This window comes from Collinsella aerofaciens (assembly GCF_027679495.1).
GTDB lineage: Bacteria > Actinomycetota > Coriobacteriia > Coriobacteriales > Coriobacteriaceae > Collinsella > Collinsella aerofaciens_AK.
This window is the reverse complement of sequence record NZ_JAQEKC010000005.1, coordinates 70,367-83,577: the sequence shown is the minus strand read 5'-3', so window position 1 is coordinate 83,577 and position 13,211 is coordinate 70,367. Positions and strand designations below refer to the sequence as shown.

Annotated in this window: 22 protein-coding genes and 2 tRNA genes; all 24 read left to right on the top strand. The window is 67.6% G+C overall.

The features are described from left to right. The first annotated feature begins 235 nt into the window (after positions 1–235). Complete coding sequence (locus PGW49_RS03160; RefSeq protein ID WP_117563949.1) at positions 236–466, top strand: hypothetical protein; 231 nt, start codon at positions 236–238, stop codon at positions 464–466. After that, positions 466–624, top strand: coding sequence for a hypothetical protein (locus PGW49_RS03155; protein WP_158548917.1), 159 nt, complete (start codon positions 466–468; stop codon positions 622–624). The genes PGW49_RS03160 and PGW49_RS03155 overlap by 1 nt, the downstream gene beginning before the upstream one ends. Before the next feature lie 10 nt (positions 625–634). Further along, positions 635–1,888, top strand: coding sequence for a ParB/RepB/Spo0J family partition protein (locus PGW49_RS03150; protein ID WP_270225489.1), 1,254 nt, complete (start codon positions 635–637; stop codon positions 1,886–1,888). Continuing rightward, positions 1,881–2,237, top strand: a complete 357-nt coding sequence (locus PGW49_RS03145; RefSeq protein ID WP_270225487.1) for a hypothetical protein — start codon at positions 1,881–1,883, stop codon at positions 2,235–2,237. Before PGW49_RS03150 ends, PGW49_RS03145 begins: the two co-directional genes overlap by 8 nt. Further along, on the top strand, positions 2,224–3,417 hold the full coding sequence (locus PGW49_RS03140; RefSeq protein WP_270225486.1) for a tyrosine-type recombinase/integrase: 1,194 nt from the start codon (positions 2,224–2,226) through the stop codon (positions 3,415–3,417). The genes PGW49_RS03145 and PGW49_RS03140 overlap by 14 nt, the downstream gene beginning before the upstream one ends. Further along, the gene (locus PGW49_RS03135) at positions 3,410–4,081 is read left to right on the top strand and encodes a DUF6291 domain-containing protein (RefSeq protein ID WP_270225485.1); all 672 of its coding nucleotides are present in this window, start codon (positions 3,410–3,412) and stop codon (positions 4,079–4,081) included. The genes PGW49_RS03140 and PGW49_RS03135 overlap by 8 nt, the downstream gene beginning before the upstream one ends. Continuing rightward, entirely contained in the window at positions 4,078–4,464 is a 387-nt protein-coding gene (locus PGW49_RS03130) for a hypothetical protein (RefSeq protein ID WP_270225484.1), read from the top strand. Before PGW49_RS03135 ends, PGW49_RS03130 begins: the two co-directional genes overlap by 4 nt. Before the next feature lie 51 nt (positions 4,465–4,515). Further along, the gene (locus tag PGW49_RS03125) at positions 4,516–4,818 is read left to right on the top strand and encodes a hypothetical protein (RefSeq protein WP_270225483.1); all 303 of its coding nucleotides are present in this window, start codon (positions 4,516–4,518) and stop codon (positions 4,816–4,818) included. After that, positions 4,815–5,021 carry a hypothetical protein gene (locus PGW49_RS03120; protein ID WP_270225482.1) on the top strand — a complete coding sequence of 69 codons (207 nt, stop codon included), beginning with the start codon at positions 4,815–4,817 and terminating at the stop codon, positions 5,019–5,021. Before PGW49_RS03125 ends, PGW49_RS03120 begins: the two co-directional genes overlap by 4 nt. After that, positions 5,018–5,386, top strand: a complete 369-nt coding sequence (locus PGW49_RS03115) for a Trm112 family protein (RefSeq protein ID WP_270225481.1) — start codon at positions 5,018–5,020, stop codon at positions 5,384–5,386. The genes PGW49_RS03120 and PGW49_RS03115 overlap by 4 nt, the downstream gene beginning before the upstream one ends. Beyond that, a complete protein-coding gene (locus tag PGW49_RS03110; RefSeq protein WP_270225480.1) occupies positions 5,383–5,646 on the top strand; it encodes a hypothetical protein in 264 nt (87 codons plus the stop codon). The genes PGW49_RS03115 and PGW49_RS03110 overlap by 4 nt, the downstream gene beginning before the upstream one ends. A gap of 3 nt (positions 5,647–5,649) precedes the next feature. Next, complete coding sequence (locus tag PGW49_RS03105; RefSeq protein WP_270225479.1) at positions 5,650–5,973, top strand: TIR domain-containing protein; 324 nt, start codon at positions 5,650–5,652, stop codon at positions 5,971–5,973. After that, on the top strand, positions 5,963–6,187 hold the full coding sequence (locus tag PGW49_RS03100; protein ID WP_270225477.1) for a hypothetical protein: 225 nt from the start codon (positions 5,963–5,965) through the stop codon (positions 6,185–6,187). Before PGW49_RS03105 ends, PGW49_RS03100 begins: the two co-directional genes overlap by 11 nt. Beyond that, positions 6,177–6,392 (top strand): hypothetical protein, encoded by a 216-nt coding sequence (locus PGW49_RS03095; RefSeq protein WP_270225475.1) that lies wholly within the window; start codon positions 6,177–6,179, stop codon positions 6,390–6,392. The genes PGW49_RS03100 and PGW49_RS03095 overlap by 11 nt, the downstream gene beginning before the upstream one ends. Positions 6,393–6,617: 225 nt before the next feature. Further along, positions 6,618–6,947, top strand: coding sequence for a hypothetical protein (locus PGW49_RS03090; RefSeq protein WP_270225474.1), 330 nt, complete (start codon positions 6,618–6,620; stop codon positions 6,945–6,947). Positions 6,948–7,040: 93 nt separating this feature from the next. Beyond that, a complete protein-coding gene (locus tag PGW49_RS03085; protein WP_270225473.1) occupies positions 7,041–7,529 on the top strand; it encodes a sigma factor-like helix-turn-helix DNA-binding protein in 489 nt (162 codons plus the stop codon). 315 nt (positions 7,530–7,844) lie between these two features. Beyond that, complete coding sequence (locus PGW49_RS03080; RefSeq protein WP_118345936.1) at positions 7,845–8,045, top strand: hypothetical protein; 201 nt, start codon at positions 7,845–7,847, stop codon at positions 8,043–8,045. 2 nt (positions 8,046–8,047) lie between these two features. Then, entirely contained in the window at positions 8,048–8,362 is a 315-nt protein-coding gene (locus tag PGW49_RS03075; RefSeq protein WP_229065254.1) for an HNH endonuclease, read from the top strand. A gap of 108 nt (positions 8,363–8,470) precedes the next feature. Further along, entirely contained in the window at positions 8,471–8,920 is a 450-nt protein-coding gene (locus tag PGW49_RS03070; protein ID WP_270225472.1) for a hypothetical protein, read from the top strand. After that, on the top strand, positions 8,865–10,358 hold the full coding sequence (locus PGW49_RS03065) for a hypothetical protein (RefSeq protein WP_270225471.1): 1,494 nt from the start codon (positions 8,865–8,867) through the stop codon (positions 10,356–10,358). Before PGW49_RS03070 ends, PGW49_RS03065 begins: the two co-directional genes overlap by 56 nt. Then, the gene (locus PGW49_RS03060) at positions 10,355–11,773 is read left to right on the top strand and encodes a phage portal protein (protein WP_270225470.1); all 1,419 of its coding nucleotides are present in this window, start codon (positions 10,355–10,357) and stop codon (positions 11,771–11,773) included. Before PGW49_RS03065 ends, PGW49_RS03060 begins: the two co-directional genes overlap by 4 nt. A 31-nt stretch (positions 11,774–11,804) precedes the next feature. Then, complete coding sequence (locus PGW49_RS03055) at positions 11,805–12,938, top strand: VG15 protein (protein WP_270225469.1); 1,134 nt, start codon at positions 11,805–11,807, stop codon at positions 12,936–12,938. Positions 12,939–12,991: 53 nt separating this feature from the next. Beyond that, positions 12,992–13,065 (top strand) — tRNA-Trp (locus PGW49_RS03050). Position 13,066: 1 nt separating this feature from the next. After that, a tRNA-Leu gene (locus PGW49_RS03045) sits at positions 13,067–13,151 on the top strand. The last annotated feature ends 60 nt before the right edge of the window (positions 13,152–13,211 follow it).

Below are 13,211 nucleotides of genomic sequence, written 5' to 3'. Positions count from 1 at the left end.
TGCGCCGCTGACGGCGGAGTCAGCCCCCGTCGCGCCACGGGTTCCGCACCGCCCCCATTCCACGGGGCCCGTGGCGCGACGGGGCCGGACTCCCTACATCCGACCCATAAGGTGTCCGCCGCCGACTTGGCGGGGCGGCGGCACCGCTCCCTTTGGCGGGGGAGCGCCCTCCGGCCGCATCTATCGGCGCGGCCCTCCGGCAAGGGATTGGCTCAACGAATGAAAGGAGAAGGCCATGTGGATGTCTATAGCCAAGGGCGCGCGTTACGCCTGCTGCGACAACGTCACGTTCCGCGCGATGGTCATGCAGGGCGTGATACCGCGCTACCCGTCGCTCAACCCCAACAGCTCGCGCGAGGTGGTGCGCAGCGAGGACATCGATGCCGCCATCATGGCGCGCGGGGCGGTGCCGGCGCTGCCGTCGCCCGACTGCGTGCCGGCGCGCCGACCGAGGCGGGTGGCGTGATGGGCGACCTTATCTGGGATGCCGGCTGCAGGCTCGGCGAGTGGTGGGAGTCGCTTCCCGAGCGTGTGCGCAGCGTCGCGTGCGCCGTGGCGCTCATCGGCCTGATCGCCGTCGCCGGCGCCATCGAGGGGACCGCCCCGAGCGGGATGTACTACTAGGAGGAATGACATGCAATTCGAGAAGAGGCAGGTTCGCCTGGGCGACATCCGCCCGAGCGAGCAGAACCCGCGCGAGGACTTCGGCGACATCGGCGCCCTGGCCCGCAGTATCGAGGCGACCGGCGGTGAGCCGCTGAACCCGCCCGTGGTGGTGGCGGACGGCAACGTCTACCGCATCGTGGACGGCGAGCGCCGCTACCGCGCGCTGTCGTCCATCTACGGGGAGGACCGCGAGGTGTCCGCGCTGGTGGCGGAGAGCATGGACGAGGCCAACGAGCTTGTGGCCATGCTTGCCACCGACGACAAGCGCCAGCTGACCGAGGCCGAGCGCGCGCGAGGCGTGCAGCAGATGCTCGTGCTGGGCATCGACGAGCAGCGCATCGAGCGCGCGAGCCGAGCCACCGCCGGGCAGATCCGCGCGGCGCGCAGGCTGCGCGGGAGTATCGAGGGTCGCCAGGTGACGCTCGATCAGCTCGAGGCCGCGAGCGCCTTCGACGACGAGAAGGATGTCGAGGCGGTTCTCGCCGCCGGTGACGGCTGGGCGGGCAAGGCCGACAGCATCCGCCGCCGCGTCGAGCGCGAGGAGGCCAAGGCCGAGGACTACGACGCCTTCGGCGACGCGGGCATCCCGGTCGTGAAGGAGCAGCCCGAGGGTTTCAACTACACGGACTGGGTCAACGTCGGCCTCGCCGCCCAGAAACTCGAGGGGAAGGAGTTCGCCGCCGGCACCGTCGCCGTGTGGAAGGGCAGCTACTGGGACCTCTACGAGCCGGATGACGGCTCGGGCGCCGCGCCCGAGAAGACCGAGGAGGAGATCCGGGCCGAGCAGGAGGCCGAGCGCGAGAAGGCGGCGCTCGAGGAACTGTACAGGAGCCTGATCGGCTTCGTGTCGTCCGGCGCCTTCGCCATGTCCAAGGACCTCATGATGGAGGTGCGCGTGGGCCGCGAGGACCCGCCCGCGCTGCTCATGGCGATGGGCGGCGACAGCCACCCCGAGAACGAGGGGCGTTTCGGGCTCGTGCGAGACGAGTTCGCCCGCAACCTCAAGGCCTGCAGGCCCAGCGAGTACGAGGCCGGCTGCTGGCTCATGGCGGCGGCCAAGGACATGGCCCAGCTCAACAACCGCTGGGGCGGCGACGACGCGGAGGCGTGGCTCGACCACTATGACATCTTCTGCTCCGCGGGCTTCGAGCCCGGCGAGGAGGACGTGTGGCTCATGGAGAGGGTGCAGGCGAGCGCCAAGGAGGAGGAGAGGGATGAGTAGCGAGAAGAAGGTCAGGGTGACGGTCGAGGCGTGCGGCGAGGTCCGCGCTTTCGAGTGCCGCTGCGCGACGGTCGCGACCGCCAAAGGGGACGGCTCCGGCGACTCTTGCTTCGTGGGCCCGACCGACATCAGCGACCTGTTCGCGCTCGCCTGCGAGTGCACCGACACGCTCTGCGCGGCCTTCAGCCAGGCGGGCGTCCCGGACAGGAACGCGCGCAAGCTCGTGCTCATAGCCGCGCTCGGCGCGAACCCCCATGGGCACGCCGACAGCATCCAGACCACCGACCTGGACGCGCGCAGGGAGATCCGCGACATGGCTGCGGAGCTGGGCGTCGATGCAGACATCTAGCGACCGCCGGGCGGTCGTGCAGCGCGGGGCGGACGGCAGATGGTTCGCCCGCCCCTACATGGGCACCGACCGCGTGACCGGAAGGCGGATCAGGCCGTACAGGTCGTGGGACGCGGAGCTGACGCGCGAGCAGGCCCAGGTCGAGTGCGACAGGTGGGCGGCCACGTTCGACCCGTCGTCGGCCCGGGACAGCTCCAAGCGCCTGTCCTCGATGCTCGAGACGTACATCTCCGACCCCGTCAACGGCCTGTCCGACAACTCCGTGGCCACGTACCGCAGCGTGGTCAGGACGATGGTGGAGCCGACTATCGGGCGCCTGCCCTACGACCAGCTTGAGCCTTGGGACGTGTCGGCCGCCTACCGTATGCTGCTCGCCCCAAGGACGGGCAAGGGGCTGTCGCCCAAGACGTTGCTCAAGATGCACGCGCTGCTGAAGGGCGCCTACCGCTCGTGGCAGCCGGCGCTGGGGCGGGACATCATGCTCGACGTCCCCGCGCCCTCGCCCGACCCCGTCGAGCCCTTCGCGCTGTCCGAGTGCGATACCGACGAGCTGTCCCGCGCGCTGGTCTCCGCCATGTCCTCGCGATCCGCCTCGGGCGCCAACATCTCGCGGCGCACCGAGGCCATGGCGGTCTACCTCGCCCTCAACACGGGACTGCGCTGCGGGGAGGTCTGCGGGCTGCAGCGCCGAGACTGGCGCCGCGCCCTGCACGACCTGCACGTCGTGGGACAGGCGGTCGAGCACCCCGAGCTGCACCGGCAGGCCTACACCAAGGGCAGGCGCGTGCGCAACGTGGCGCTCGCCCCGGCGGTGGAGGCGCAGCTGCAGCGCCACCTGGAGTGGCAGGACACGTGGCTCTCGCGCAAGGGCCCGGCGGCGCTGGTGGTGACCTTCGGGCCGGCAGGCGGCATCGCGCGCCCGTCCACCGTGACGAGCCGCTTCAAGTCGCTCGTGAGGGACCTGGGGCTGCCGGAGGAGACGGTGTTCCACTCCCTGAGGCACACGCACGCCTCATGGCTGCTCATGAACGGGTTCGACATGAGGACCATCCAGGAGCGTCTGGGGCACGCGAGCGTCAAGACGACGCTCGACATCTACGGCTCGGTCATGCCGGGCCGCGACCAGGCCGCCGCCGCGGCCTTTACCGATTCGATCTGCGGAGGTGATACGGATGAATAACTTCAACTTCAACAGGGACTTCTACGAGGGCTGCCGCGCCCTGGGCGACAGGGAGGGCATGGCGCTCGCGTGGGCGATGCTGCGCTACGGCTACGAGGGCATCGAGCCAAAGCTTAAGCCCACCAACATGGCGGCGTTCACCTTCGCGAGGGGCCGCATCGACGCCATGGTCAACGGCAGCCTCGGGGGGCAGGCGAGGGCCGCCAAGGCAGGCGGCATCGCAACCACCCAAGGGGGTAGCCAAGGGGGTGTCCAAGGGGGTAGCCGACCCAGCGGGCGAGGGGGTAGCCAACAGAAAGAGAAGGAGAAGGAGATAGCCCTAGCGGGCTATAGCGCGGCCCGCCAAGCACCCGATGACTTCGAGCCCCCGTCGGCCGAGGACGTGGAGGCGTACTTCGCCGCCAACTGCCTCCGGGGCGACGCCCGCCAGTTCTTCGACCACTACGCCGCGCAGGGGTGGACGCTGCCGAGCGGCCTGCCCGTGACCGACGTGTGGGCGCTCGCCCGCAACTGGAGCCGCAAGCAGGTCGGCTTCGACGCGGACCGCAAGGCCCGCGGCGGGCAGACCTCCCAGGAGGTCGAGCGCGCCGCCGTGTGGCAGCCCGTGAAGACCGATGACGAGCTCATAGCCGAGCTCGATCGCCAGATAGCGGAGGCGTCATGATCACCCTCATGGAGATGCTCAGGAACGAGAAGGCCGACCCCTCACACGGCCGCCCGCTCAGCCTGACGAAGGTCTACATGACCAACGTCATGTCGCGGAGGGAGGCCGTGCTGCTGGCCAAGATTCAGAAGCGCGACGCGGCGATTGCGCGCCGGCAGCGCGAGAAGGACCTGTACGAGGAGATCGCCAAGCTCGCGAAGGGCGAGGACCCGAAGGGCGAGGACCCGAAGGGCGAGGACCCGAAGGGCGGGAAGCCGAAGCGCGGGTGTGCCAATGGTGTGCCAACGGCGGCGGGGCAGCTGGGGCAGCAGGCGATTTGGTTCCCGCCGCTAGACGGTGGAGACGGCGCCGTCGGGGAGGCTCCCGGCGCAAAGAACACCTAATTCTTTTGAGAATGGAGAGTGAGAGAGGCTTTGACCGAGATCTCAGCGGTGATGAGGGCCTACCGTGATGCCCTCGACGGGCACCAGATCCCCTGGGCCGACGACACGTACGACACCGAGAGGATGGGCGGCTACAGGCTGCGCATCGAGCGCACCGTGACCGTCCTGGACGAGCACAGGGTGAGCGTGGCCTGGGGCTACCAGCTCCTTCCGGGGCGCGAGCCCACGGGCGTGACGATCGGCTATCCGGACTTCCTCGAGGTGACTTACGACCCGATCAGTCCCGAGCCTTTCGTGGCCGCGCCGGGCGACATCCTGTCCGACATCTTCGGCGTGAGGGGTGAGTCGCGATGAGCTACGTGTGCGGACCCGCCGACTGGATCGACCTCGCCATCGGCAGGCTCGAGGACGCCAAGAGGTCGCTCAGGGAGTGCGACAGGCTGCGACAGGGGTGCGACATCTGCGAGGAGCTGCGCCAGGCGAGGCGATGCCTCAACAGGGCGCTGATCATGGTCGCGCAGGAGAAGGAAATCGAGAAGGATTGGAGCACGAGGTGAGGGAAGAGTCGAAGATGTACACCTGCGACATGTGCGGGAAACCGACGCCGAATTATCGCGAGTACTCGCCCGCGCTGGCAGCCATTGTGGGCGTGCAGGGGCGCTCGTGGTGCGATGAGTGCCGAAGGGAGCTCCGCATCGTGCATGAATGGGAGAACGAGCAGGAGGCCGATGAGCGCATGATCTGCCCCTACTGCGAGGGAGAGATTAGCGATTCGTGGGAGTACGAAGAGGGCGAGAGCGAGATCGTATGCCCCAGCTGCGATCGCACGTTCGAGGCCGAGATCAGCTCCGTGCGCACGTATAGGACGAGGCGCCGCATCGAGGACATGCCCGACGGCTGGGATGGGGGCGAGCTTTTATGAGTTGCTATTTCTGCGGCGGGTCGCGCATCGCGTCTCTGCACTCTGCTCCCGACCGAGATATCCGGAGCTGGTCCGTGGGCTCCATGACGCTGATGCGCCGATACGACGGCGAGCCGATCGCCAGGGTCGAGCTGGATACCAGCGTGGAGCTCGACGTCTCAGTCAACGGCTCGTGCGGAGAGACCGCCGCCGCCGACGTGACGGCGACCGCCTACATCGAGGACATCAAGTACTGCCCGTTCTGCGGAGAGGAGCTTTAGGTGATGAAGCGAGCGATGATTTCCCAGCCGATGGCTGGCAAGACAGACGAGGAGATCGTGGAGGCGAGGGACAAGGCGTGCGCCGCACTGAGCGAGATGGGCTACGAGTTCGTGAACACCTTGTTCACCGACGAGTGGTACAGCGACGTGGCCATGAAGGAGCGCGGCGTCGTGCAGATACCGCTCTGCCACCTCGCCAAGTCGCTTGAGAACATGAGCCTGTGCCACGCGGCTTACTTCTGCAAAGGCTGGGAGGACGCGCGTGGATGCCGCATCGAGCACGATGCCGCCGTAGCGTACGGTCTGGAGGTGCTGTATGAGGATTGACGACAATGAACGCCGCGAGGTAGCTAAGAAACTGCGCAATTTGGACGTCAGAAAATATGACGCATATCGCCTGATCCACCCATATGACGTCGAAGCCGCCCTCGGCCTTGAGCCTGATGATGAGTATTGGTTCACGGCAGATTCCGTCTATCGCCTGGCTGACCTCATCGACCGACCGATCGCAAACGAGATGGGAGAGAGCTGTGACCTTTAACGATGTCGAGTTCAAGGCGTGCCTCCGGTGCGGGGTCGAGCCCGTAGCTGAGGACGTGCGCGTGCGCTCCCTGACCGAGCCCAACGTGATGAGCGTGACGTGCCCCGCCTGCGGCATGTCCGACAGGATCGCGTGGGGGAGCGTGGGGCAGGCATCGCTTGAGCACGCCGTGGCCACGCTCGCGTCCAGCTGGAACAGAAGGTGATCCGCTCGGCGGCCGAGCTGTTCCTCGCGACCGCCTGGCGCATGGTGCCCGATCTGGTGTCGGGTCCCGCGCGCCGGGCGCTCGTGCATGGACGGGCCGACGCGCCGCGGGTGACGTCGGCGCAGATCGATGAGACGGAGCGGAGGGCGCGTGCGCTGGAACGCGACCGAGCCCGCGCGCTCAAGAGGTCGAGGAAGGCTAAGCGATGAGGTTGTTTGAGAGGTTGTGGCGGATAATCATCGAGAACCGCCGAGTGCGCAAGAGCATCGAGGCGCGGCGCGCCCGCAGGTGCAGGAGGTCGATGAGATGACCGTGATGTGGGACGTGCAGGAGAGGAACTGCGCAGTCTGCGGGAGGATCTTCATCCCGCAGGCGCCGAAGGCCAAGTACTGCTCGGAGGACTGCCGGCGCAAGCACGAGCAGGACCGCGCGAAGGAGGCCCGCCGCAAGGGTACCAAGCCGAAGCGCGACAGTGTCGACCGCTACCTGGCGCCCACTGGGCCGGCGCACGACGAGATCATGGCCATGCGGCGCGAGGTCGCGATGAGATATTGAGTTTCCGCAGGTAGACATAGGTAGATATATAATTAAGGCCGCTGGCGTTGAAGCGCCGGCGGCCTTTGGCAAAGACGCCTCCTGGCATCCTCTATGTGGCGTAGAGCATGGTACCACGCGGGAGGTCACATGGATGCACGGGAATATTTGGAGACTGTTCGGGCCGCACAGCGCGGCATCGACCGCAGGCTGGCGGTCATCGAGTCGATGCGGGAGCGCGAGCAGGTGCGCGCGCAGCGCTACGACGCCGTGGGCAAGGGCGCCCACGGGACGGACTTCATGAGGTCCACCGACGACCGCATAGACTACGAGCGCCGCAGCGGCGCGGAGCTGTCGGAGTTGTGGCACGAGGTGGAGCGGGGCCGAGAGCTCTGTGCGGGCGTGCGCTCGGCCAACCCGGGCAAGCGCTGGGGCGACGTTCTGGAGCTGCGCTACTGTGAGGACCGCACGCTGCAGGAGATCGCGGGGACGCTGGGGGTGTCGGTGAGGTCGGTGCATTCCGATATGTCATCGGCCCTGGACTGGGTCGATATGGTGGGCATCGCCACCGCACGGTCCGGATTGGGACGTGCGGCAATATAATCAGATGGCTGGTTCGCGTCAGCATGCTTGCCCCGGCCGCCCGTGCGGTCGGGGCTTTTTGTATTTTCGGGGCTGCAGGCAATTGCAGACGATTGCACACTTCTGCAGACAATTGCAGATAGTTGCAGACGATTGCACACAATTGCAGACCGTTGCAGGTTTCATCTGGGATATAACTAGGGTGTCGATTCGCAGCGCCGCCCGCGCGGCATGCGGGTCGGATGTGCGTGGAAGCACAGATGAGTGGCCGGGGTTCCCTTCAGCAGTTCAGGGCCCCGGCCTTTCTATTAAGCAACAACCTAATGAGGTGGGTCCGTGGTCACACGCGAGGCTATCGTCCGCGCCGCTAGCCGGTACGACACCGTCATGGCGTGGGCATTCCGCCGTGCCCTGGGTATCGCCCGCCGTGCGGGCGGGCGCAAGTGCAAGGGGGGCGGCAAGGCAGTCGAGAGCCTGCGCTACGCGGGACTCGAGGAATGCATGGCCAACCGGGGCCGCTCTCCCGTGGAGCGCTAGCCGTGGCCACCAAGACCCGCTACGCCAACGGCCACGCCCGCCGGCAGGTGCGCGCCTGGCTCAAGGCTCAGGGGCTGCCGTGCCACATCTGCGGCATGGCCATCGACTACGACCTGCCCGCGGGCGACCCGATGAGCTTCGAGGTGGACGAGATCGTGCCCGTGTCCAAGGGCGGCTCGCCCATCGACCGCGCGAACGTCGCGCCGGCGCACCGGATCTGCAACGAGCGGCGCGGCAACAAGAGCCTCGCCGCTCTCAACGGCTCGATATCGCCGCGTCCCCGCGACGTGGGCTGCTCGACCTCGCTGCCGTGGTGACGCGACCCTGGGGGATGGCCCCTCCCCGGGGGCCGAAGGCTCGCCCCACGGCATTGCGCCTTTTTTGCGCAGGCCCCGAAACCGAGTCCATACCGGGAGGTGCATGGAATGTCCACGAAGTCCACGAAGCCGAGGGGCAAGCCCTGGACCCCGGACGAGCGGGAGTTCGTCAAGAACGCGTACCCGGCGCTCGGACCTGCGGCTATCGCGAAGAAACTCAAGCGCTCGCGCTCCGGCGTGTGCGCACTCATCAAGAGAATGAAGGAGAGCGGCGAGATCGCGACCGACGAGTCCACGGGGGAGTCCGTGGGCGCGGGCATCTCGGCGCCCCCGGCCGACGGCCCGGACGGCCGCCAGGACACGCTCGGGAGGCTCCGGTGGGTGAGGCAGATCATCGAGCGCCAGCTCTACGACGCCGAGCCCAGCCAGGCGGCCCGGCTCGCCAAGGAGTATCGCGAGACGCTCGAGCAGATTGAACGAATAGAGGGGGCCGGGGAGGACGGTGGCGACGATGTTATCATCAACGCCGTCTCGGTCCTGCGAGACGTCCTCGGCTAAGCCGAGGCTGCGCCTCGTCCAGCCCTACGAGAGGTCCATCGGCCCGCTCGCGGTCGAGCTCGCCCCGACGATGGGATACAGGCTCGTGCCGTGGCAGGAGCAGCTCGCCCACGACATCGGCGCCGTGGACGCGAGCGGCAAGTGGGTCCACCCGCGCGTCGGCATCTCCATCCCGCGACAGCAGGGCAAGTCCGTCGACATCATCGTGTGGGTCGCGGTCATGGCCGCGCTCGCCGGCTACAAGGTGCTCTGGACCGAGCACAACTACTCCACGACCATGGAGATGGTCGGCCGCTTCCGCAAGATCTTCGGACGCCGTGTCGGCGACACGTCCGAGGGAATCCCGCGTTGGCGCAAGCTCCTGGTCGAGGTCTGCTCGCAGACCGGCCAGGAGTGGATGCGGTTCAGCTCCGGCGGCGTCATCCAGTTCTCGACGAGGACCAAGTCCTCGCGCCTGGGCTTCTCCTTCGACATCGTCATATACGACGAGGCCCAGGAGCTCACGGGCATCCACACGCAGGTCATCAACCCGACCACGACGTCCGGCGCCAAGCAAAACCTGATGATCGTCTACGCCGGCACGCCGACCCGCGCCGGCAACCCCGCGGAGGTGTTCAAGAACCTCCGGCAGCAGGCTTGGGAGGGCGGCGAGAAGGCGTCCGACCTGCTGTGGCTGGAGTACGGCGTCGAGGAAGTCGGCGACATCTGGGACGAGAGCCGCTGGCCGGAGGTCATGCCGTCCCTGGGCTACCACGCCGACATCCGCGCCATCCGAACCGGCATGAAGGACATGGACGAACTTGGCGCCGCCCAGGAGTACCTGGGCTACTGGCTGCCACCGCAGGAGCAGGTGGAGCCGCCCGTCATCGGCGCCGCCGCATGGGGCGAGTGCCTCGTGGGGAGCGGCCCCGGGCTGACCGCCGGCTGCAGGATCTGCGCCGGCGTGAGGTTCAGCGCCGACGGCTCGACCGTCGCCGTGGCGTGCGCCGTGCGGCCGTCCGGGTCTGCGACCGTGCACGTGGAGCTGCCCTTCTGCGAGGACCCGGAGCCCAGCACGGACTGGCTGGCCTACTGGATCGCCGCGAGGGCGGGCAGGTACGCCTGCGTCGCCATCGACGGCAAGGCGGGCGCCGGCGCCCTGTGCGACAAGCTCGAGGGCATGGGCATGCCCAAGGACTACATCCTGCGCCCGAGCACCGACCAGGCCGTGACCGCCGCGAGCCTCATCTCGTCCGGCGCGAAGGCGGGCTCGGTCACGCACATCGCGTGCCCGGCGCTCGACCTGTCGGCCGAGACGTCCCCCAAGCGCAAGATCGGCTCCGGTGGCGGCTGGGGGTTCGGCGGCGACAACGCCGCGCCCATCGAGGCCGCGGGGCTGGCGCTGCTCGCGCTCAACACATCGAAGAGAAAACCCGGAATGAAGGCGAGGGTCACTTGATCTCGATACCTTACGCCGTGGCGTCCGCCGACGGCCTGCTCGAGGAGGACCGCGAGACGGTGCGCCGCCTGCTCAACAGCTGGCAGACGCACTACAGGGGCAACCTCCTGCGCTCCGACTACTACGAGGCGCGCAACATGCTCAAGGACCTCGGCATCGCCGTGCCCGACTCGCTGCGCGACCTGGAGGTCGCGTGCGGCTGGGGATACAAGTGCGTGGAGGTCATGCGCGACCACATCGCCTTCGACGGGTTCACGTGCCCCGACGACGAGGACTTCGACGGCCTGCTCACCTCCGTGGCCAAGCGCAACAAGATAGCCACGCGCGTCGGCAAGGCCGTCAACTCCGCGCTCAAGTACTGCTTCTCCATGCTCGTGGTGACGGCGGACGAGGACGGGCACGCCCGCATCTCGGCGTACCCGCCGACCCTGTGCACGGGCATCTGGGACGACGTCCACGAGTGCCTGTCCTCCGGCATGTTCGTCGTCTCCTTCGCCAAGGACCGCGGGCGGCCCACGAACCGCCCGGACTGGGTCAACGTGATGCTGCCGGACCGCATGGTGCGCATCCGCGAGGTTCGCCGCAACGAGTGGGCGGCGGAGTACGTGGAGCACGGCCTGGGCGCCGTGCCCATGTTCGTCATGCCGCACAACCCCGACGACGACCGGCCTTTCGGCGTCTCGCGAATCAACTCCGAGGTGCGCTGGCTCATCGACTGCGCCCTGCGCGCCAACGTCAACGAGGAGATCGCCGCCGCGTTCGCCGCGTCCACGCAGAAGTACCTGCTGGGCACCGACGGCGACGCGTTCGCCGACAAGACCAAGTGGAGCGCCTTCATCGGCTCCATCTTCGAGGTCACCAAGACCGAGGACGGCACGATACCGCAGTTCGGCCAGCTCACGCAGCCGAGCATGCAGCCCATGACCGAGCACTTCGGCAACCTGTGCAAGCGCATGAGCGCCGCGACCGGCATCCACGTGGGGCAGTTCGGCATCATGAGCGACAACCCCAGCTCCGCCGAGGCGATCTACGCCGAGAACGAGCCGCTCATCCTCAAGTGCAAGAGCTTCATCCGCGAGGCCAAGGCGGCGCTGGCGAATGCCGCGACCGCCGCGATTGCGACGGAGCTCGGATGCTCCTACGAGGAGGCCGAGGACGCCTGCGGCGTGTCCGTTCACTTTTTGAACCCAGCCATGCCGACGCTGGCCCAGCAGACCGACAGCTCCATCAAGCTCGCCTCGGTGGTCGAGGGTTTCGCCGGCACGCCGACCTTCTGGCGGCTCAACGGCCTCGATGACGACGAGGTGCGCAACGTCTCGTCCGAGATCAGACGCAATGTGACGCGCTCGGCGGCGCTCGACCTGATGGCGGGCGTCACCCAGGCGGCGGAGCCCGCGCCGCCCGCCGATGATTAGCGCGCGGGAGTTCGCGGCCTACAACCGGGCCGTGGCGAAGATCGGCGACGGGGCGGCATCCGACGTGGAGTCCGCCGTGCTCGCATGGTGCCGCGCCCACGAGGCCGCGACCGTCGCCGAGAAGCGCGAGGCCGCGAAGCTCATCATGGAGGGCTTCGTGCAGGGCTACGACGCCCTCGCGGCGGAGTTCGCGGCGCAGTGGTACGACGACCTCGCAGAGCGCAACGGCGCCAGGCTGCAGCAGGCCGTCACCATGACGACCTACAGGCCAGAATCGGTCGATACCGTTGCCAGATACCAGGCGAAGAAGCTCGTGAAGGGCGGCGACGCGGCGTTCGCCAGGGCGTGCGGCGAGTACGCCCGCAACGACGCGCTCCGCAGCCTGAACGAGACGATCATCTCCAACGTGGGGCGCGACGGCGGCAAGGGCGTGCGCTTCGCGCGCGTGCCGACGGGCTTCGAGACCTGCACCTTCTGCATCATGCTCGCGAGCCGCGGCGCGGTCTACCACACGCGCAAGTCCGCCGGCGAGTTCAGGCACTTCCACCGCCACTGCGACTGCAAGGTGGTCCCCGGCTTCGAGGACGACCCTGACGCGGAGCTCGTGGAGGGCGTGAGGCCGGAGGAGCTGCGCGAGCGGTGGGCACAGTTCAAGAACATCGACGAGGACGAAAGCCTGACGAGAGTCGAGAAGGACGCGGCGAAGCGTGCCGTGCTCGGTTCGCCTGGGCCTCCAGTCGTGTACAAGAAGCCGAAAGAGACCTTCGCGCACGAGCACGGCGGCTCCTACGACCTCGCGGCGCACGAGGCGCTTCGGGCGGCCGGTCACGAGGTCGTCGTCCGCAAGGAGGACGCGCCGGAGGGCTTTTCCAATATCGACCTGCTGCTCGACGGCAGGCTATGCGAGCTGAAGAGCCCGACAAGCGATGCGTCTGGCATCAACGGGCTCAGGTTTATCGAGCGCAATATAAGAAAGGCAGTGCGGCAGTTTGAAAAGGTGGAAGGTGGGCCGGTAAGGCCCTCTATCGTCGTGCTTAACTGCGAGGAAGTCCCTGTGGCAAGAGAGGATGCGCTGAAGCGCGTGCGGCTCGAGATGTCGAGGCATGACATCGACCGCGTTATCTTGATGACTAGGGGCGGGGCCATAGACGACATAAAGAAATAAGCCCCAGGTTAGCTATCCAGCACGCCCAGGGCTTTTCAAATCAGATTATACACACCTGGCTAGCACAATGGCAGTGCGGCGGTCTCCAAAACCGCTTACCGGGGTTCGATTCCTCGGCCAGGTGCCATCGGGGCGTGGCGGAACGGCAGACGCGCGTGCCTCAGGAGCACGTGGGCATCGCCCGTGCGGGTTCGAGTCCCGCCGCCCCGACCAAAACGTTGAACCAGGCCATCCGCACGGGTGGCCTTTTTCATGCCGAAAAGCGCCCCGCAC

Bases quoted from the DNA above. Each gene is read 5' to 3' on its own strand.
- PGW49_RS03085 (WP_270225473.1), top strand. From the start codon at position 7,041: ATGTGGCGTAGAGCATGGTACCACGCGGGAGGTCACATGGATGCACGG.
- PGW49_RS03130 (WP_270225484.1), top strand. From the start codon at position 4,078: ATGATCACCCTCATGGAGATGCTCAGGAACGAGAAGGCCGACCCCTCA.
- PGW49_RS03160 (WP_117563949.1), top strand. From the start codon at position 236: ATGTGGATGTCTATAGCCAAGGGCGCGCGTTACGCCTGCTGCGACAAC.
- PGW49_RS03150 (WP_270225489.1), top strand. From the start codon at position 635: ATGCAATTCGAGAAGAGGCAGGTTCGCCTGGGCGACATCCGCCCGAGC.
- PGW49_RS03135 (WP_270225485.1), top strand. From the start codon at position 3,410: ATGAATAACTTCAACTTCAACAGGGACTTCTACGAGGGCTGCCGCGCC.
- PGW49_RS03105 (WP_270225479.1), top strand. From the start codon at position 5,650: ATGAAGCGAGCGATGATTTCCCAGCCGATGGCTGGCAAGACAGACGAG.
- PGW49_RS03125 (WP_270225483.1), top strand. From the start codon at position 4,516: ATGAGGGCCTACCGTGATGCCCTCGACGGGCACCAGATCCCCTGGGCC.
- PGW49_RS03155 (WP_158548917.1), top strand. From the start codon at position 466: ATGGGCGACCTTATCTGGGATGCCGGCTGCAGGCTCGGCGAGTGGTGG.
- PGW49_RS03140 (WP_270225486.1), top strand. From the start codon at position 2,224: ATGCAGACATCTAGCGACCGCCGGGCGGTCGTGCAGCGCGGGGCGGAC.
- PGW49_RS03145 (WP_270225487.1), top strand. From the start codon at position 1,881: ATGAGTAGCGAGAAGAAGGTCAGGGTGACGGTCGAGGCGTGCGGCGAG.
- PGW49_RS03120 (WP_270225482.1), top strand. From the start codon at position 4,815: ATGAGCTACGTGTGCGGACCCGCCGACTGGATCGACCTCGCCATCGGC.
- PGW49_RS03070 (WP_270225472.1), top strand. From the start codon at position 8,471: ATGTCCACGAAGTCCACGAAGCCGAGGGGCAAGCCCTGGACCCCGGAC.
- PGW49_RS03100 (WP_270225477.1), top strand. From the start codon at position 5,963: ATGAGGATTGACGACAATGAACGCCGCGAGGTAGCTAAGAAACTGCGC.
- PGW49_RS03110 (WP_270225480.1), top strand. From the start codon at position 5,383: ATGAGTTGCTATTTCTGCGGCGGGTCGCGCATCGCGTCTCTGCACTCT.